Consider the following 18122-nt stretch of genomic DNA (forward strand, 5'->3'; position numbering starts at 1 on the left):
GCTACGCATCGGGATAATCGCAGTACTCGACATAGCCCTCGCTGCCCTTGGTCGAGATGACCCGGGCGGGAATGCCGACCGCGACCGCATTGTCGTCCAGGTCGCGCGTCAGCACGGCGTTGGCGCCGATGGCGCAGCCGTTGCCGACACGGATCGCGCCCAGCAGCACCGCGCCGGCGCCGATGTGGATATTGTCGCCCAGCACCGGCACGCCCTTGCGCGCGCCCCGGTTGACCTGGCCGATGGTGACGCCCTGCGAAATATTGCAGTTGCGCCCGATGCGCGCGTCGCGGCTGACCACGATGCCGCCGAAGTGGCCGATGTAAAAGCCGGGCCCGATCTCGGTGTCGTAGGGGATCGAGATGCCGAACTTGAAGCGGTAATGCTTGTGCATGAAACGGGCGGCGTAGTGGGCCAGCTTCCACAGGCCGCCGGCGCCGCGCGTGACGGCGGCCAGGCGCAGCCAGAACAGGAAGCGGAAACCCGGCACCATGCGGTAGGCGCGCAGGCCGGCGCGCCAGCCTGTGCGGCCTTCCAGGTGGCGATACAGGTCCGAGCGCCACAGCATGCGCAAGTGCTGGCGTTGTTGTGCGTTCATGCGAGCAGCGCCGACAGATAGGGAGCGGAGACGGTCTCGGGCGCCAGGCGGGTGCTGGCGTAGGCGCGGCAACGCGCGCTGCAGGCGGCCAGCTGGGCCGGATCGGCCAGCAGCGCGCGCGCCGCGGCGACCGCGCCGGCGACGTCGGACACCGCCACGCCCAGTCCCAGGCGCGCGATGATGCCGTCCGGATCGAAGGTGGCCACCACCGGCACGCCGTTGGCCCAGGCTTGCAGATAGGTGTTGGGAAAGCCCTCGAAGGACGAGGTGTTCACGAAAATGCGGGCGCGCGCGAACAGGCTGCGCGTGGTGCCGTACTTGACCTGGCCGTGGAAGCGCAGGTTCGGCAGGCTGCGGCTGCCGGCTTCGGCGCGCGCGTACAGCTCGCGCTCGTCCGGGTGGGCGCCGCCGGCCATTTCGCAGACGTACTCGGGCAGCTCGCGCACGATGTCGATGAACCACTCGGGGCGCTTCATCGAGCGCATATTGGCCAGCCACAGCAGGTCGGTGGCGCGCTCGGCGGGCGCAACGATGGTCTCGGGCAGGTCGGAGAACATGCCGGCCACCTCGGCATGCAAGCCGTAGTTCTTCAGCAGCAGCTCGGCCTGCTTGTCGGTCTGCGCCAGGATGGCGTCGGCGCGCCGCAGGCCGTAGTGATACAGCATGCGGTCGCGCGCGTTCGACAGCATCAGCGTCTCGGGCGCGCAATCGGCATCGGACGCGATGCGGAACACGAAGCGGCGCCCGTGGCGCCGGCAAAAGGCGGCGGCGATGCCGACCGTGGCGCCGGCGCAGCTGACGTAGTAGACGTCGGCGTCGGCCGCCTTCAGGCCGGCCCAGGTGGCGGTCAGGCGCGGCGCGAAAAAGCGCAGGCCCGGCAGGCCGGCGCCGAGGGCGAAGGTCTTGCGCACGGTGACGCCGCCGACCTGCTCGACCGGCTGCTGGCCGAAGTCGCCCACCAGCGAGGTGACCTGGTGGCCGCTGCGCGCCAGGTAGCGCGACATCAGCGCATGCTGCACTTCTTCGCCGCCGATATGGACTTTTTTTCCGTCCAGGTCGGCGATGACGCCCCAGGCGTAATAGTTCAGCATGCAAATGCGCGCCGATTTGCGCTGCATCGCATCGCCCTGCATTGAATCGATATCCGTCACGTTGACAACTCGTCTTTCCGTAGGTCAAAGGGCTTGTCGTGCCAGGGCGCCGGTTCCCGATGCCGGTTCCTGTCCTTCATGCGGTACACGCCGCCGCAACCCATCAGGATGCCAAGCAGGATCCAGAAATACGATTGCGAAAACGTGGGAGTGAACATATCGTCGGTGAAGCCCTGGATGAACCACACCGGTATCATCACGGCGCCGCCGGCGAACATGCCTTGCAGGCTGGCGCTGGCATGCTCGCGCGAGAGGCGCAGGAATTCCCGCCGCACGAACAGCAGGAAGGCGAGCACGAAGCCGAAGCCGACCAGGCCCAGGTCCATCAGGCCGCCCAGCCAGGCGCTGTGGGTCTGCGCCACCGGCAGCATCTTGTTCAGGCGCACGGGCGGGCTCCACAGGATCGAGCGCACGCCGTGCGGCAAGACCGGTTCTTCCAGCACATACGGCAGCAGCGGCAGCCAGATGCCGTCCAGGCGGCCGGCCGTGACGGCGCCGCGGTCGCCGTTGCCGACCCCGGTCAGGGCGCGTTCGAGGATCGGTTCGATCACCAGCGGGCCGATGCAGCCGGCCACGATCACGCCGATGATGACGGTCTTGACGCTGATGCGCTTCCAGAAATAAATCAGGTTGACCAGGATGAAGCCGACGAAGCCGCCGCGCGAGAAGGTCATCAGCACGCACACGGCGAACACCACGGACGAGACGAACAGCAGGCGGCGCTGGGCGTCGCCGGCCCCGCGCAGCGAGAACAGGGTGAGCGCGTACAGCATGTTGAGCAACAGGCTCATCTCGTTGGCGTGCATGCCGAGGCTGCCGAGGAAGTCGCGCGCCAGGGGCGAGGCCAGCTGGCGCAGCGACATGCCCGAGCTCAGCAGCCGCCAGCCGACCAGGGCGCAGAAGATCCAGCCCGACATCAGCATCAGGTAAAGGAATTTTTCCGGCTTTTTGCTGTGGCGCACGGACAGCGCCACCAGCAGCGCCAGCAGCACCAGGAATTGCGGCTTGATGAACATGTCGCGCAGATAGCCGAAGCTATCCTTGAACTGGATCAGGCGCTCGGCCTCGAAGCGCGGCGGAATCAGGCTCACGCTGGACATGCCGACCACGCAGGCGATGCCGATCGGCAGCACATACCAGGCGAGCAGGCGCATCGGCGCGATCGGATCGCGCCAGCGCCGCAGTCCGGCATGGACCACGTAGGAGACGATGGTCAGGAACAGGATCAGGTTGAGCGGATTGAGGCCGCGGATGCCCAGCATTTCATGCGGGAAGAAGGCCAGCGCCGAGAGCGGCATGATGACGATGGCGGCGCCCACCCCGACCCGGAAATCGAGCATGACCCACAAGCCGAGGGCGGCCATGATGACGGCCGCCGGCACCAGCACGCCCAGGGTCGGCACGGCAGCCCCGAACACGGCCGCGAGCACCAGCAGCGCGGCGATGCCGGCCACCGCGGTCGACTTGCCGCCGCCCTTGTAGCGGCGCGACTGGGGAACCGGGTGCTCGATCATGCGAGCCCCTGGGCGTTCGGTGCGCCGCACATCACGCAGGAGCGCCGATCAGCTTGGCGCGCACGGGCGGCGCCACGTGCTTCATCAGGTCGTTGACAAACGCATCTTGCGCGGCGAAAGCGGCCTTGTCGTCGGGCTCGATGGACGAGACGCGGAACAGGTAGCCGTCGGGAATGAAATCGGACAGCGCGTACTTGAGCTGCACCACCTGGCGGTCGAGGTAGCTGCGCACCACGCTGCTGCCCATGGTGAACCAGTAGGTGACCGGCTCGGTGCGCGGGCCATGGCTGGCCACCATGCGCGTGACCGGGACCGGCAGGCCGTCGAACACCAGGTTTTCGTTGTGCAGGTCGCGGATCTGGAAGCCCTGGGCCGCGTAGCACACTTCCTGGCGGTGCGCGCGCATCGACTGGGTCTGGTTCGAACCGTAGGCGATGGTCAGCATCACGCGCTGGCCGCGGCTGTTGATATAGGTGCGCGACAGGGTCTGGCTGTAGATGGTCGCCACTTTTTCCTGCTGCACCGAGGACGGCACCATGGCCACGGCGTCGGGATCGATCTTCCAGTCGCCGAAGGCGCCCGGGATGCTGGTTTCCAGCACGATCGCCGGTTCGCTATCGGCCAGCATTTTCTGCGGCTTGATGGCGACCGTCGCCAGCAGGGCCGCGCCCATCAGCAGCGCGGCGGGAATCGCCATGCGCAGCGGGCCGTAGTCGGCCGACAGGGCCGGCGGCCCGGCGTCGCTGGCGAACAGGGGCAGCGCTTCCTTGTCGGCGGCGCCGAAGCGCAGCAGCGAATCGGTGGCGATAATGAGCAGCAGCGCCGACACGAACAGCACCATGCCGGCGAAGCCGTGCAGGAAGCCCTGCCCCGCCGCGTCGCCCAGGTGGTAGGTGATGAGCGTGAGCACCATGACCCGGATCACGTTCGAGATGAAGGAGATCGGCACGATCAGGATCGCCAGGGTGACGTTGCGGAACAGCGAATTGTGGCGCACGATGTTCAGGTACAGCAGGCCCAGCGCTTCCAGGGTGAACAAGGTGTGCAGGCCGGCGCAGGCGTCGGCCACGAGCAGCTTGTACTGGCCGATCTGCAGGATCACGCCGCTGCGCGAGATCGGGTAGCCGACCCAGTACAGCACATTGCCGACCACCCAGGAGACCGCGGTCTTCATGGGCATGGTCAGCATGTCGACCAGGGAACCGGGCAGCGGCAGCATGAACAGCATGAAGAAGAAGGGAAACCACTGGGCGCGCAGCGCGCGCGTGCCGCGCATGAGCAGGATGGCCGCCATCAGGGTGCCGAGGTAGGAGCCGATCTCGAAGATGGCGATGCCCTGCGAGCGGCCGATGAAGTAGACGAACAGCGAGAGCACCAGCAGCGGCCAGCCCAGCGGACTGCCGCGCTCGCCTTCGCTGACGGCCAGCATCTGGCCCCAGTTGCGGTACAGCAGCCAATGCGAAATGCCGAGGATGATCGGGCCGTGCGCCTGTTCTTCGGTCGACCAGAGGCCGGTAAACATGTCGTAGAAGCTCGGCACGTACATCAGCAACAGGCCGAGCGCGATCGGCGCCCAGGACGGCAGCGCGCCGTTGCCGGACAGGCCGGCCGGCAGGGTCGACTTGGCCTGGGTCGTCATTTGAAATCCACCAGCACCGAGCCGACCACCACGGCGCCATTCTGGGCAACCTGTTCGGCCAGGGCGTTGACGTCGCCCATATGGGTCTTGTTCTTGCGCGCGACGATCAGCACGCCGCCGGTGCGGGCGGCCAGCACCAGGGCGTCGAGCCCGGTCTGGCTGGCGGCCACGTCGTAGAGGGTGACATCGTACTTGGATTCGAGCTGGGCGTTGAGCCCGGCGAAATTGCTGCGGCTGAGCAGTTCCTGGGGATTCGGCGGCAAGGTGCCGGCGCCCAGCACCGACAGGTCGACGAAGGACCCGACATGGGCGGTGACGTCGAGCTCGGCGCGGCCGGCCAGGATATCGGACAAGCCCTGTTTGCCGGGAATGTTAAAGATGGCGTGCTGGGACGGTTTGCGCAGGTTGGCGTCGACCAGCAGGGTGTGTTCGCCGAGCTGGGAAAACACCACCGCCAGGTTGGCCGCGAACAGGCTGGCGCCGTCGCCGCGGTCGATCCCGACCACGGTGAGCGACTTGCGTCCGCGCGCGAACCAGCGCAGCATCAGCTGGCTGCGCACCGCGCGCAGGGTCTCGACCTGCGGGCTGAAGGGATCGTAGGCCGCCACCAGGTGCGGCGAATAGTTGCCCTCGCCCGGCTGCAGGTAGGGATAGTCGAACTGGCGCGCCAGCACCTGCTGGATGTCGGCCTCGTTGATCAGGCCCAGGCGCTGGGCCGCTTCGCCGAAGCGGATCCCGAGTTCCTTCTGCATGCGCAGCACGCGCTCGGCGTTCTCGGGCGTGATCTTGCCCGATTCGAGCAGCATGCCGCCGATGCTCGAATCGGCGCGTTTCATTTTTTCGGAGGCGGCGAGGGACAGCTCGGTCTGCGTCATGGTGTTTCCTATTGTTGGTTCGGGCGCGCGGACTAGCCCAGGCGCAGGCGGCGCGGCAGCAGCGAATTGATCGCGCTGTAGCGGCGCTTGGACGCGGTCCAGTCGATCACGCCGAGCACCGGCATCTGCAGCACTTCGGCCATATCGGTTTCGGAACGCACGCGGCGGTCGATCATTTCGGTCAGCAGGGCGAAGCCCAGGCCCAGCATCACGCCCAGGAAGGCCGAGAGCATGGTGTTGAGCATCACGCGCGGGCCGTTGGCGCCGAGCGGCGCGGTGGCCGGGTTGAGCACGGCGATGTCGGACTGCTCGGACGCGCCTTCGATGCGGGTCTGCGAGAAGCGCTGCGAGGTGGCGTCGAAGGCGCGCTGGGCGCTCTCGACATCCTTGACCAGCACGCCCAGTTCGTCGCGGCTGCGGTTCAGTTCCAGTACCTTGGCCTTCTGGGCCGCCAGCGCCGCGCGCACCGCCGCTTCGCGCTGCTGCAGGATGGCGGCGTTATTGCCGACGCTGCTGGACGCGGAACGCTGCTGGGTGGCCAGGTTGGCGTTGATCTTGTCGACTTCGGCCTTGATGCTCAGGTATTGCGGATGGTTCACACCGAGGCGCTGGCCGGCTTCGGCCAGGCGCGATTCGGCGCCGGCCAGCTGCACCTTGAGGTTCTGGACCAGCGGATTGGACGCCACGTCGGGCGAATCGGCGCCGCGCGTGCCCTGCGCCATGCCCTGGCGCGAATTGGCTTCCATGGCCTGGCCCTGGGCCGCGACCAGCTGGGCCGACAGGTCGTTAAGGCGGTTCGATTCGACGTCGAGGCGGTTGTCGACGCTGACGATGCCATTGTCCTGCTGGTACTTGGAGAGCCGGCTCTGGGCCGCTTCGACGTTACCGCGCAGCATTTTGGTCTGTTCGTTGAAGTAGGCTGCCGCCTTTTTCATCGGCTCGACCTTGAGCTCGATGCTCAGCTTCTGGTATTCCTCGGCGAAGGCGTTGGCCACGGCCGCCACGAACTGCGGATCGGCGCCCTTGAAGTTGATCTCGACCACGCTGCTTTCGCGCGAGGGAACCACGTCCAGCTTGAGCAGCAGCAGGCTGGCCAGCCAGTCGCGCACCGTGCCCTTGCCGCCGGTGGCTTTGCGGAACTGCTCGACGACGGTCGGGTTTTCCGCCATTTTCAGCTGGTCGACCACCCGGGCCGCCACATTCTTGCTGCTGATGATATCGATCTGGGTCGCCATATAGCCCGGCAACAGCTGGCTCGGCATGGCGATCCCGGTCAGCGGATCGACGCCCTTGTAATTGAGCAGCACGGACGCCGTCGCCTGGTAGGTCTTGGGCATCGACAGGCTGACCATCAGGGTCAGCGTGACGGTGACCAGCAAGGTAGCGAGGATGATGTACTTGCGCGCATACAAAATCAGCAGGAACTGGGATAGATTCATTTAGCAACTCTCAATGTGGTGCGGCGGCCCGGGCCGGCGGTCAGAACCAGCTTTCCTTGACGAAAACAACATCGTCCACTTGCAGCACATCGTCCTGCCTGGCGTCGATCAGGCGGATCTTGCCTTCCGCATCGCGGCGCTTGATCACCAGGCCGCGCTCGGTGCCGCGCATGGACAGGCCGCCGCCGGCCGACAGGGCCTGCACCACGGTCATGCCGCGCTCGAGGCGGAAGGCGCCAGGACGCTGGACTTCGCCGTAGATATAGAACTTGGGCGCGCGTTCGACGTACAGGACGTCGTTGCCGGACAGGACATAGTCCTTGTCCAGCTGGCCGTTGCGGACCATCTCGATGACATCGATTTCCTCGCGCGTGGTCTTGCCGTCGCGGGTGCGGATCAGGCTCAGGCGGTCGCCGCCCTCGCTGTTGATGCCGCCGGCCATGGCCAGCAGGTCGATCAGGCTGCGCTTGCCTTCGATCGGATAGCGGCCCGGGCGGTTAACCTGGCCCAGCACCGATACCTGGCGGCTCTGCACCGCGGTCACGCTGACGTTCACTTGCGGCTTCTTGACGAAGTTGCCCGCTTCCAGCAGGGACGCGATCTTCTTTTCCGCCGCGGCGGCCGACAGGCCGGCCACCGGCACCTGGCCGATCAGCGGATAGCTGATGTTGCCGCTTTCGCTGACGCGCGCTTCCAGGGTCAGGTCGGGGCTGCCGTAGACGGAGACCTTGAGCACGTCGCCCGGTCCGAGCGGCAGGTCGGCCGCCATGGCGGCGCCCATCGTCATCGTGGTCAGGAAAGCCATCAGGCCATGGAGCAGTTGTTTCATTTGCTTTACCTCTAATCAGTGTCAGTTGTCGGAACGCCGCGCGGGCCGCTTACTTCAGGCCGGCCACGCCGCGCGCGGTGGCGGCATCGTCGGCGGCCGGGGTGGCGGCAGGCTCGGCGGGCGCCGGGGCGGCGACCGGGGCCGGCGCGGCCGGGACCGGGGTAGCCTCGGCCGGCGTGGCGGCCAGGGTCGGGGCCTTCAGGTACTCGATCTTGGCCGCGCTGCGCAAGCGCTTGAGCTCGGCATCAGCCGCATCCTTGGTGCGCTTGTTGAACAGGAACTTCTCGATCTGGGGCGCCGCCACTTCCAGCGTGGCCGGGTTGTCGCGCACGTCGACGATCGAGACCAGCATGCTGCGCTCGCCTTCCTTGACGATGAACAGCTGGTTCTTCGGCATGCTCTTGAGCTTGGCCGACATTTCCGGCGCCAGGTCGGAGGTGGTGCGCGAAGCCTGGGTACGCAGGTACTTGACCTTGTTGGCGTCGAACCAGACGGCGACATCGTCGAGCGACTTGGCGTTCTCGGCGACGGTCTTGACTTCCTCGCTCAGGTCCTTGGTCTGGATGACCAGCTGCTTCATGTCGAACTGCTTGCGGTTGGCAAAGAAGTCCGGGTTCTTGCTGTAGTAATCGCTGACCTCGGCGGCGGTCGGACGGGCCGCGCCGCCGACTTTTTTCTGCATGTAGGCCTGGGCGATGATCAGGGCCTTGGCCCGTTCGATCGCCTGCACCACCTTGGGATCGCGGTCGGTTTTATCCTTGGCCGCCTCGTTCTGGAGCAGCTGGCGGTCGATCAGGGCTTCGACCAGCTTCTTGCTCGCTTCGGTCTGCTGGGCCGGCGGCACGTTGGCCAGCATCAGCTCCTCGCTCAGCTGCAATTCGGTGATCTCTTCCCCGTTGACGCTGACCAGCGCCTGGCCCACTTTGGGCTTGCTGTCCTTGTTGCCGCAGCCGGCCAGTCCCGCAAGCGCGACCATCAGGGCGGCGCACAGCAAGCGTTTGTGTGAAGGCGGCGACATGGCCAGGGTGGAGTTGTTCAATTTATCCTCTGATTTTTGTTATAAAGCTTGATTAATACACAACGACATTGCCGGGATTATTACACATATCGGCAAATCGCTGCGTTTAAATGGCGCCGCTATTGCGCTCCGCATCATGCTGTGCGGACTGTGCCCGAGCCCGTCCGCAGGGCCGTATTTTAGCGCGTTACCGATGACAGCGAAACAACTTTGCTGCACTGCCGCAGAGGCTTAAGCTTCTCTTAATCAGCCTTTGCAACAAAACAACTTAATGTGCGTTCTCGCGGCTGAACACGACTTTTACCGTCTTGACGATGATCCACAGGTCGAGCCAGAGCGACCAGCTGCGCAGGTAGTCGAGGTCGTACTGGATGCGCGCTTCCATCTTGTCCAGGGTTTCGGTCTCGCCACGCATGCCGTTGACCTGGGCCCAGCCGGTGATGCCGGGCTTGACCTTGTGGCGCAGCATGTAGCCCTTGATCAGCTTGCGGTACTGCTCGTTGTGCGCCACCGCGTGCGGGCGCGGGCCGACGATGCTCATGCGCCCCTGCAGCACGTTGAAGAACTGGGGCAGCTCGTCCAGCGAACTCTTGCGCAGGAAGGCGCCGACCCGGGTGATGCGCTGGTCGCCCTTGCGCGCCTGCACCACGGTGTCGCCGTTTTCGGTCACGGTCATGGAGCGGAACTTGTAGACGATGATTTCTTCGCCGTACAGGCCGTAGCGGCGCTGGCGGAAGATCACCGGCCCCGGCGAGGTGAACTTCACGGCGGCGGCGATCACCAGCATGATCGGCAGCAGCAGCAGCTGGATCACCAGGCCGAGCACGATGTCGCTGGTGCGCTTGATCATGCTGTTCAGGCCCATGAACGGGGTTTCGCAGATGGCGATCACGGGCATGCCGCCGACATTGTCGAAGCGCGCCTGCATCAGGTCGAACACATAGATATCGGGCAGGAAGTAGACCGAGGCCGTGGTGTCCTGCAGCTCGTCGAGCAGCTTGCGGATGCGCGGCTGGGCCGAAATCGGCTGGCTGATGAAGATCATCTTGATGTTATGTTCGCGCACATAGGCGGCGATGTCGGCCATCTTGCCCAGCATCGGATGACGCAGGTTGGCCGGATGGCGGTCTTCGGTGCGGTCGTCGAAAAAGCCGTGCATCTGCATGAACAGATTCTTGTGGCGCTCGCAGATGCCGGCGAACTTGAGGCCGACGTCGTTGGCGCCGATCACCACCACCGAGCGCATCTCGGTATTGTTGCCGGGGCCGACAGAAACGCGCCGCACCGCCAGGTGGCTGACCAGCATCACGACCGGGGTGGCGACGAACCAGGCCAGCACCACCTCGGTGTCGTAATAACCGGACAGGCCGCTGGCCGAACCGAGGAACAGCAGCACGCACACGGTCAGCACCCAGCCGAACACGGTGTCGCGCACATACGCGACCATGCGCCCGCTGCGCCAGGTGCGGTAGGGATCGACGTGCTGGTAGACGGCCGAGGACACGAAGAAGGCGAGAATCATCAATACCAGCGAGTAACCCGTGAATGGCTCATGGAAGAACATCGAGGAGACATACAGGGTCCCCATGATGATCAGGGGATCGAGCACGCGCTGGAAAAACGAAATTAAGGGGATGTCATTGACCGTCATGGGCACCTTTAGAACTGCGCATTGGCGTTCACGGAAACTGTGTTCGCCTTGAAGCTTCCATTGCCGAGGAACTGAGCGCCGCTGCGGTCCTGGTGGATGAAAGAGGTAGAAAATTGCACTGTTTGCAGGGGCGACCAGGTCGCGCCCACGGTGGCCTGGCGCAGCGTGTCGCTCAGGTCCTCCGGCGAATTGTTCAGCAGCCTGCCCTCGTAGGAGCGCTGCTCCACGCTCAGGCTGGCGTCCACGCGCACCTTGGCGCTGGCGTCCCAGCTGGCGCCGGCGCTGGCGCCGCGGTTCAGGCTGAACGTGTAGTAGTAGTTCTCGATCGCAGAAAACTCGCGCCACGCGGCGCCGTTGAGGCGCAGCTTCTGGCGCGGATTGAAGCTGGCCGTGACGCGCCCGTTGAAGCCGCTGACATCGCGCGGCCCGGACTGCGCGTTCTTGCGCCTGGCGTAGCCGGCCAGGGTCTGCACGGTGGTGGTCGGGGTGACGCGCCACAGCACGCGCGCCTTGAGTTCATCCTGCTCGTAATCGTCGTCGCGCACCACGCCGGACAGGATGCGCTGGTTCAGGTACTTGCCGCTCAGGCGGCGCACGACCAGGCCGGCGGTGCTGCCGCTGCGCGGCAGGTAGTCGAAGCCGGCCTCGAGCGCGTCTTCGGTGCGGTCGTTGTAGCGCTGCACCGCCAGTTCATATGTGAATTTGTCGCGCGAGGCGGCCCCGCGCAGGCGCCAGCTCGGGTGCATGCGCCAGGCGGCATCGACAAACTGGCGGCGCTGCACGCGCAGATTGCGTTCGCGGCTCTGGAAATCGGTGTACGGCGCCAGGGTCTGGGCGTAGGTGGCGCCCAGCGCGCCCTCGAGATGGTTGGCCAGCTGCCAGTTCCAGGTGCCCTGGAAATCCTTGCCGTCGTAATCGAGCTGCTTGAAGTGCGAAAACGCCACCTTCGACAGCTTGCCCTGGGCCTGGATGCGCTGGCGGCTGTAGGTCTTGTCGAACAGCACCCCGACCACGCTCTGGCGCGCCGAATCGCTGCGCTGCCTGTCGTATCCGGGCGACTCATCCGGCAGGCGGAACAGGTTGTCGTCATAGAAATAGCCGAGGCCGCCATAGACGTGCAGCGCATCGGACGGTCCGGCCCAGGCCGGGCCGCCGGCGACGGCGCCCAGGGCAAGGACCAAGGCGACGGCGCCCTGGGCGCGGCGCGGACGGTGCGGATGTGGAAGCAAGGGTGAAGGCATTTGTTAGTCTTTGTTCAAGTCATATCGAATTGGCGAGATATTACCAGTATGTCCAATGTCCCGTTCGCACAATCCACACCCCGAGCAGGCCGTTGGTCACGGCGTGCGCGAGGATGGACGACCACAGGCTGCGTTGTTTCATGTACAACAGGGAATAGGCGGCGCCGGCGACCATCCCGGCCAGCCACAGGTTATGCTCAAATCCAAACAGCACGATCCCGATCGCCAGACTTTTCAGGCTTATTTGTGCTGGATCAAGCGCTTGAAACCGATCCGAATCGATCCAGCGCATCAGGAACGAGCGCCAGAACAGCTCTTCCATGACCGGCACCACCAGGGCCGCGCCGGCGATGCGCACCGCCACCATCAGCCAGTCGACCCGGCCGCCGGTGGTGGGATCGAAGCCATCTGGCGAGCCGATCATCATCCAGCTGGCGTTCAGGCTGACCCACAGCACCAGCACCACCACGCCGGTGACGACTGCCACGGCGCTGGCGAGCAGGCCCAGGTCCCAGCGGTGCAGTTCGGTGTAGTCGCGCCAGAAAAAGGCCAGGGTGGCCAGCACGGCGCCGATCTTGAGGGCGTACATCCAGCGCAAGGCCTGGACCTCAAAGCCCAGGCGGGTCAGCCCGTCGACCGCGATGATGAAGAAGATATAAACCAGGAAAGGCAGGATGCGCGCCCATGCCGCGCGGCTGAACATCGGAACGTTGGCAGCGGCGCTCGCCGCCAGGTCGTGTTGTTCATTGCGTTCGGACATGGTTCTTCATCTGCCAGGCGGTCTGCCTGCTCCTGTTTTATGCGTTGGTGATCATCCCTTTGAACGGGCTTCGATCAGTTCCCACTTTTCCAGCGCATCGATCAGAAGCTGATCGATGTCGGCGAAGCGCGCATTGAGGCGCTTGGCGTCGGCCGGGTTGGTCCTGTAAAAGTCCGGTGCATTGAGTTGCTGCGTGATGGCCGATTGCTCGTCCTCCAGGCTGGCTATCAATAATGGCAGCTCTTCGAGCTCCCGCTGTTCCTTGTTACTTAATTTTACCTTTTTGGCAACAGGAACGCCAGGAGATGTTGTAGGATTTTTAACAGGGGCCTTGGCGGCCGGCGCCGGCGCCTGGGCCTTGACCCGTTCCCAGTCGGAATATCCGCCCACGAACTCGCGCCAGTTGCCCTCGCCTTCGGCGACGATCACCTGGGTCACCACATTATCGAGGAAAGTCCGGTCGTGGCTGACCAGGAAGACGGTGCCGGTGTAGTCTTCCAACAACTCTTCCAGCAATTCCAGGGTGTCGATGTCCAGATCGTTGGTCGGTTCGTCGAGCACCAGGCAATTGGCCGGCTTGGCGAACAGGCGCGCCAGCAGCAGGCGGTTGCGTTCGCCGCCGGAGAGCGATTTGACGGGCGAGCGGGCCCGTTCCGGGGCGAACAGGAAGTCGTTCAGGTAGGTCATGACGTGCTTGCGCGCGCCGTTGATCTCGACCCAGTCGCTGCCCGGGGCGATGGTTTCCATCAGGTTCGCTTCCTCGTTGAGCTGGGCGCGCATCTGGTCGAAGTAAGCGACCTGCAGCTTGGTGCCGAGGCGGACCGAGCCGCTGTCGGCGCTTTCTTCGCCGAGGATCATCTTCAGCAAGGTGGTCTTGCCGGCGCCGTTGGCGCCGATCAGGCCGACCTTGTCGCCGCGCAGGATGGTGCCGCTGAAATTGTTGACGATGACCTTCTCGCCGTACGCCTTGCTGACGTTTTCCAGGTCGGCCACGATCTTGCCCGAGCGTTCGCCCGAGGACACTTCGAGCTTGACCTGGCCTTGCTGTTCGCGGCGCGCGGCGCGCAGCAGGCGCAGCGCTTCCAGGCGGCGCACGCGGCCTTCGTCGCGCACGCGGCGCGCCTTGACGCCCTTGCGGATCCAGACTTCTTCCTGGGCCAGGAATTTATCGAACTTGGCCGCTTCGACCTCTTCGATTTCGAGCTGTTCGGCCTTGCGCGTCTGGTAGGCGGTAAAATTGCCGGGGTAGGACAGCAGCTTGCCGCGGTCGAGTTCGATGATGCGGGTGGCGACGTTATCGAGGAAGCTGCGGTCGTGGGTAATGAACAGGACCGAGCCCTTGAAGTCGCGCAGCAGGCTTTCCAGCCACAGGATCGAGCGGAAGTCGAGGTGGTTGGTCGGCTCGTCGAGCAGCAGCACGTCGGGCGCGGAGACCAGCGCCACGGCCAGGGCCACGCGCTTTTGCATCCCGCCCGACAGGGTGCCCATCAGCGACTCGCCCGCCAGGCTGAGGCGGTCGAGGGTGGTGTCGACCTTGTTTTGCATGCTCCAGCCATCGGTGGCGTCGAGCTGGACCTGCAGTTCGTGCATGCGTTCCATCAGCGCATCGTCGTCGCCCTGGCCGAACTTGCCGGTCAGTTCTTCGTATTCGGCCAGCATGGCGGCCTGGCCGCCCATGCCGGCGGCGACCGCGTCGAACACCGACATGGCAGGGTCGAAGGTCGGTTCCTGCTCGACATAGGCGATTTTGATGCCTTGTTGCATGACCAGCAAGCCATCGTCGAGCTTGAATTTGCCCGAGATGGTTTTCAGCAAGGAGGACTTGCCGGTGCCGTTGCGCCCGATCAGGCCGACGCGCTCGGTGGTTTCGAGGGAAAATTCCGCGTGATCGAGCAACGCGACGTGGCCGAACGCAAGTTGCGCCGACGAGAGTGAAATGACAGCCATAGAGAGTGAGTGCGCAGGCAGGAGAACCGGCCGGATGATTGAATGAAGCACGCATTGTACCGACTTGGGGCAGGCACAAGCCACTTTGACCTTATTTTGACCCATTCAGGGGGCAAACCTCGGCTATAATTGCGGTCGATTCACGACACCGGGCCAGCCAAGGCGGGCGCCGATCGCCGAATCAGCAGCGTCTCTCCGTAGCACAATGGATAGTGCACATGCCTCCTAAGCGTGGGATACAAGTTCGATTCTTGTCGGAGGGACCATTGATTCTGCCTGCCTGTCCCCCTTCCCCTTTTTACTCAGCCTCCCTCATAGACACTTGAATGTGATCTCGGCCGACGATGTCCGCGCGAACGGAATGGCATTCTTGCCCTCACCACTGATCAGTTCCAGCGTTTTGTTGTTTTTAGCGCAAAAGGCGACGCCCTCCTGGATCAGGTCTGCCTTGACGGTGGCGCCGGAGACGAACATGCCGCCGCCGCTGGTTTTGGCGATCATATAGGTATCTTTGCCGGTTTGAACCGGACCAGACGAGCTGCAGGCGACCAGACAGGCAGCCGTCAAGATGAACATCAGGGATGTGCGCATAGCGTCTTTCCAGGGAGGGTCGCCGGCCTGGCGGCCAGGCGCGCGATGTAGGAGCTTGGGGTGATCGGCCTACTGGCCGACATCTGAACTATTTCTTATTTGAAATAGATATTGTATCTTAAGATAGGCGCACCGGGTCAGTGGATGGGTTGGCGCCGACGCCAACCGCACATGCTCCATCAGCGTTGGCACGGTCAGTCAGTTACCAGCCTGATGTAAGGCCAGCTATCGAGTTCCATGGACAGGAGTTTGTCGGAAATGGCGCTGCGCGCAGCGCCCAGGCGGTCGATCTTGGCCTCGCTCGGATGATAATCGTCGTCGATGTGGAGATTGACCCACACAGCCGGCATGCCCGTCGAGTCCGGTGAAAATTTCACGTCGAACTTTTTAATATCATCAGGCAGCGCAATGCTACTGATTGCATCGAGAATGCGTTTTTCGTCGTCCATTTCTCCAACCTCCGTCAACGCCCTATTATATGCCGCAAGGTCGCACCGGGCGTCGGACAAAACTTGAATCACCTCGTCAGAAAATCCCTCAACTGGCTTCGGAAAAGCGGTGAGGCGCCCTGTTCGCAGCGGCGCCATCGGGAGAAAGCGCAGGCGATGGCAACGCAGCGATGCGAGCTGCCTCGCGCAGGCCGCCTCGCTTGCCCACCTCATATCAGGACGGCGCGCGCAAGGGCACAAAGCGCTGCCACAGCTTGCGCAGCTTGCCGCCCGCTTGCTCGCTGCGGGCAGCGAGGTAGCCGCGCACGAAGCCGGTGCCATCCTTGAGGCCGGGGTCGGCCTCGCCCAGTTGCGCCAGCAGGCCGTCCGCCACGCTGGCGTCGTTCATCAAGCCCAGTTCATCCTGCAGTCCGGCCAGCGCCCTGACGTACGGCCGCACGGTCTTCCGGGGATACAGCGAGGCGAAGAATTCGGCGGCGTAGCGGGTTTTCTTGGCGGCGATGCGCACCCGGTGGCGTGCTTCCGGATTCGCATCCTTTAACTTGCGGCCGCGCTTGAGCAGGCGCTGCTGGTCCTTTTCGAGAATCCCCTTCGCAAAGTCGGCAACCCGCATCTTCAGACGCACCCGGTCCGCCGGCAACTGCATCGCGCGCCAGCCGCGCTCGTCCAGCCAGCGCTCCAGGTGGCCGATCAGGTCCTGGTAGCGTTCGGACGCGACCGCCGCGCCGGCGACCGCGTGCAAGGCGTTGGCCTTGTCGGCTGCGGCCAGTTGCACCGGCACCAGCGGCGCCAGCCCAGCGACGCTGGCGGCGATGCGCGGCAAGGTCGAGCCGGCCAGCACATCCCAGTCGCGCGCCGGTCCCAGTTGCGCCACCAGCCAGTCCAGCTCCTGACGCAGCGCCAGCGGCAGGCTCAGCACCTCATCGAACATGCCGAGGGCCGAGCGCAGGCGGCGCAGGCCGACCCGCATCTGGTGCAGGCTCTCGACATCGTGATACTTGATGACTCCGGTTTCGTTGGCTTCGATCTGGTCGAGGCAATTGCGCATGATGGCCTGGAAGGCTTTCTCGACGTTCATGCGCGGCGACAGCGTGAGCGCGTGAGCCCTCACCGCCTTGGGCGTGGTGGGAAATCTGACTGCGGTATCCATATGGCGTGTTCCTCCTTGAAGACATTGTGCGCGGAAACGTCCTTCGATGCCATTTCCTTACCGCTGCAAAAGACTTGTCAGGATGGCTGCTTGCGTGTCAATACGATATTGTGCAGCGCCGCTGCCGGCTTGGCAGCTGCGGCCGCCGTCGTGCTGTCGGGGCGCTTCATCCGTTCGATCAGCACGTGGCGCGACGCTCCCACCGTGGACACGCCCAGTTCCTCGAACACCTCCATCGCCGCCAGCAAAATCGCCTGCTGGATATCCATGTAGCGGCCGTAGGATGGATCGAGCACATGAAACACGACATCGAACTCGAGCGCCTCCTGGGTCACGCTTTTCAGGTGCACGCGGTCGTAGCGCACGCCTTCCTGGCGTTCGATGATGGCGCGCAGCGCGCCCGGCACCTGGGCCGCCTGCGCCGGGGTGGTGGCCGGATTGGCGCGCAGCGAAAACTGCACGCGCCGGGTCGACATGCGCTTGAAGTTGCGCAGCGTGTTTTTCAGCAGCTCGGCGTTGGCGATCACAATCTGCTCGCCGCTGTCGGAGCGGATGCGGGTGGTCTTCAGGCCCACGTGCTCGACGCTGCCGGAAAACCCGGCCACGCTGATCGCATCGCCCACCTCGAAGGGCTTGTCGACCGCGATCGACAGCGAGGCGAACAGGTCGCCGAGCACATTCTGCACCGCCAGCGCCACGGCAATCCCGCCGATGCCCAGGCTGGCCACCAGGGTCGAGACATCGATGCCCACGTTCGACAGCACGGCCAGGAAAAACACCACCCACAGCACGGTTTTCAGCGCCCAGACCATGAGCGTGTTGGCCACGGTGGCCGGCGCATCCGGCGTGCTGGCGCGGCTGCGGAAGTAGCGCTGGGCGCCGACGCTGAGCGCGCGGTCCAGGTATAGCGCCAGCTGGGCGCCAAGGGTAATGAACCACAGGTGGCGCACGCGCTCGTCCCACGGCGCGCCGAGGTCGAGCACGGTCAGCCCGAACAACAGGGCGGTCACCAGCAGCGCCAGCTTGCTGGTACGCGCCAAGGTGGCTTTGAGCAATTCGGCGACGGGTTTGTCGGCCCGTCCCTGCTCGCTCAGCCTGGCCATGTGACGGCGGAACAGCACGACCGCGCCGTGCATGATCACGTAGCTGCCCAAGGCCACGGCCAGGGCGAGCAGCCAGTTGGAAGGGGCGATCCCGGCCAGCGGGGAAGTCAGGGTACGGATATCCAAATGCGGTCTCCTTCGAATGCGGTGTACGGCTGGCGGCAACG

16 protein-coding genes and 1 tRNA gene are annotated in these 18122 nt (G+C 64.6%); 1 reads left to right on the forward strand and 16 read right to left on the reverse strand.

Annotation, left to right across the window (positions count from 1 at the left end):
- Window position 1: 1 nt before the first annotated feature.
- The 12 genes from EJB06_RS20700 to EJB06_RS20755 all read right to left on the reverse strand — a co-directional run bounded on the left by EJB06_RS20700 (window position 2) and on the right by EJB06_RS20755 (window position 14662).
- A complete protein-coding gene (locus EJB06_RS20700) occupies window positions 2-598 on the reverse strand; it encodes a serine O-acetyltransferase (protein WP_198420878.1) in 597 nt (198 codons plus the stop codon).
- The gene (locus EJB06_RS20705) at window positions 595-1749 is read right to left on the reverse strand and encodes a glycosyltransferase family 4 protein (protein WP_126075917.1); all 1155 of its coding nucleotides are present in this window, start codon (window positions 1747-1749) and stop codon (window positions 595-597) included. The genes EJB06_RS20700 and EJB06_RS20705 overlap by 4 nt, the downstream gene beginning before the upstream one ends.
- Window positions 1746-3263 carry an O-antigen ligase family protein gene (locus EJB06_RS20710; RefSeq protein ID WP_126075918.1) on the reverse strand — a complete coding sequence of 506 codons (1518 nt, stop codon included), beginning with the start codon at window positions 3261-3263 and terminating at the stop codon, window positions 1746-1748. The genes EJB06_RS20705 and EJB06_RS20710 overlap by 4 nt, the downstream gene beginning before the upstream one ends.
- Before the next feature lie 31 nt (window positions 3264-3294).
- The gene (gene xrtB / locus EJB06_RS20715; RefSeq protein ID WP_126075919.1) at window positions 3295-4902 is read right to left on the reverse strand and encodes an exosortase B; all 1608 of its coding nucleotides are present in this window, start codon (window positions 4900-4902) and stop codon (window positions 3295-3297) included.
- Entirely contained in the window at window positions 4899-5777 is an 879-nt protein-coding gene (gene epsG / locus EJB06_RS20720; RefSeq protein WP_126075920.1) for a chain length determinant protein tyrosine kinase EpsG, read from the reverse strand. Before epsG ends, xrtB begins: the two co-directional genes overlap by 4 nt.
- A gap of 32 nt (window positions 5778-5809) precedes the next feature.
- Window positions 5810-7216, reverse strand: coding sequence for a chain length determinant protein EpsF (gene epsF, locus EJB06_RS20725; protein WP_126075921.1), 1407 nt, complete (start codon window positions 7214-7216; stop codon window positions 5810-5812).
- A 40-nt stretch (window positions 7217-7256) separates the two neighbouring features.
- Entirely contained in the window at window positions 7257-8045 is a 789-nt protein-coding gene (epsE, locus tag EJB06_RS20730; RefSeq protein ID WP_126075922.1) for a polysaccharide export protein EpsE, read from the reverse strand.
- A gap of 49 nt (window positions 8046-8094) precedes the next feature.
- On the reverse strand, window positions 8095-9084 hold the full coding sequence (locus EJB06_RS20735) for an EpsD family peptidyl-prolyl cis-trans isomerase (protein WP_307720466.1): 990 nt from the start codon (window positions 9082-9084) through the stop codon (window positions 8095-8097).
- 247 nt (window positions 9085-9331) lie between these two features.
- Window positions 9332-10714, reverse strand: coding sequence for an undecaprenyl-phosphate glucose phosphotransferase (locus EJB06_RS20740; protein ID WP_126075923.1), 1383 nt, complete (start codon window positions 10712-10714; stop codon window positions 9332-9334).
- Window positions 10715-10722: 8 nt separating this feature from the next.
- Complete coding sequence (gene epsL, locus EJB06_RS20745; RefSeq protein ID WP_126075924.1) at window positions 10723-11955, reverse strand: XrtB/PEP-CTERM-associated polysaccharide biosynthesis outer membrane protein EpsL; 1233 nt, start codon at window positions 11953-11955, stop codon at window positions 10723-10725.
- A 40-nt stretch (window positions 11956-11995) separates the two neighbouring features.
- The gene (locus tag EJB06_RS20750) at window positions 11996-12715 is read right to left on the reverse strand and encodes a CAAX prenyl protease-related protein (protein WP_198420879.1); all 720 of its coding nucleotides are present in this window, start codon (window positions 12713-12715) and stop codon (window positions 11996-11998) included.
- Between the two features lie 51 nt (window positions 12716-12766).
- On the reverse strand, window positions 12767-14662 hold the full coding sequence (locus EJB06_RS20755) for an ATP-binding cassette domain-containing protein (protein ID WP_126075925.1): 1896 nt from the start codon (window positions 14660-14662) through the stop codon (window positions 12767-12769).
- A gap of 191 nt (window positions 14663-14853) precedes the next feature.
- Here EJB06_RS20755 and EJB06_RS20760 point away from each other — a divergent pair.
- Window positions 14854-14928, forward strand: a tRNA-Arg gene (locus EJB06_RS20760).
- Window positions 14929-14974: 46 nt separating this feature from the next.
- Here the strand turns inward: EJB06_RS20760 and EJB06_RS20765 are convergent.
- The 4 genes from EJB06_RS20765 to EJB06_RS20780 form a co-directional block, all read right to left on the reverse strand.
- On the reverse strand, window positions 14975-15253 hold the full coding sequence (locus tag EJB06_RS20765; RefSeq protein ID WP_126075926.1) for a hypothetical protein: 279 nt from the start codon (window positions 15251-15253) through the stop codon (window positions 14975-14977).
- 194 nt (window positions 15254-15447) lie between these two features.
- Window positions 15448-15702, reverse strand: coding sequence for a hypothetical protein (locus tag EJB06_RS20770; protein ID WP_126075927.1), 255 nt, complete (start codon window positions 15700-15702; stop codon window positions 15448-15450).
- A 214-nt stretch (window positions 15703-15916) separates the two neighbouring features.
- Complete coding sequence (locus EJB06_RS20775) at window positions 15917-16852, reverse strand: CHAD domain-containing protein (RefSeq protein WP_126075928.1); 936 nt, start codon at window positions 16850-16852, stop codon at window positions 15917-15919.
- A 77-nt stretch (window positions 16853-16929) separates the two neighbouring features.
- On the reverse strand, window positions 16930-18081 hold the full coding sequence (locus tag EJB06_RS20780; RefSeq protein WP_126075929.1) for a mechanosensitive ion channel family protein: 1152 nt from the start codon (window positions 18079-18081) through the stop codon (window positions 16930-16932).
- Between the last annotated feature and the right edge of the window lie 41 nt (window positions 18082-18122).

Origin of the sequence: Massilia atriviolacea, from assembly GCF_003953935.1 — a bacterium.
GTDB lineage: Bacteria > Pseudomonadota > Gammaproteobacteria > Burkholderiales > Burkholderiaceae_D > Telluria_A > Telluria_A atriviolacea.

Bases quoted from the DNA above. Each gene is read 5' to 3' on its own strand.
- epsE (WP_126075922.1), bottom strand. From the start codon at position 8,045: ATGAAACAACTGCTCCATGGCCTGATGGCTTTCCTGACCACGATGACG.
- EJB06_RS20740 (WP_126075923.1), bottom strand. From the start codon at position 10,714: ATGACGGTCAATGACATCCCCTTAATTTCGTTTTTCCAGCGCGTGCTC.
- xrtB (WP_126075919.1), bottom strand. From the start codon at position 4,902: ATGACGACCCAGGCCAAGTCGACCCTGCCGGCCGGCCTGTCCGGCAAC.
- epsF (WP_126075921.1), bottom strand. From the start codon at position 7,216: ATGAATCTATCCCAGTTCCTGCTGATTTTGTATGCGCGCAAGTACATC.
- EJB06_RS20755 (WP_126075925.1), bottom strand. From the start codon at position 14,662: ATGGCTGTCATTTCACTCTCGTCGGCGCAACTTGCGTTCGGCCACGTC.
- EJB06_RS20765 (WP_126075926.1), bottom strand. From the start codon at position 15,253: ATGCGCACATCCCTGATGTTCATCTTGACGGCTGCCTGTCTGGTCGCC.
- EJB06_RS20750 (WP_198420879.1), bottom strand. From the start codon at position 12,715: ATGTCCGAACGCAATGAACAACACGACCTGGCGGCGAGCGCCGCTGCC.
- EJB06_RS20700 (WP_198420878.1), bottom strand. From the start codon at position 598: ATGAACGCACAACAACGCCAGCACTTGCGCATGCTGTGGCGCTCGGAC.
- EJB06_RS20775 (WP_126075928.1), bottom strand. From the start codon at position 16,852: ATGGATACCGCAGTCAGATTTCCCACCACGCCCAAGGCGGTGAGGGCT.
- EJB06_RS20710 (WP_126075918.1), bottom strand. From the start codon at position 3,263: ATGATCGAGCACCCGGTTCCCCAGTCGCGCCGCTACAAGGGCGGCGGC.
- EJB06_RS20770 (WP_126075927.1), bottom strand. From the start codon at position 15,702: ATGGACGACGAAAAACGCATTCTCGATGCAATCAGTAGCATTGCGCTG.
- epsL (WP_126075924.1), bottom strand. From the start codon at position 11,955: ATGCCTTCACCCTTGCTTCCACATCCGCACCGTCCGCGCCGCGCCCAG.
- epsG (WP_126075920.1), bottom strand. From the start codon at position 5,777: ATGACGCAGACCGAGCTGTCCCTCGCCGCCTCCGAAAAAATGAAACGC.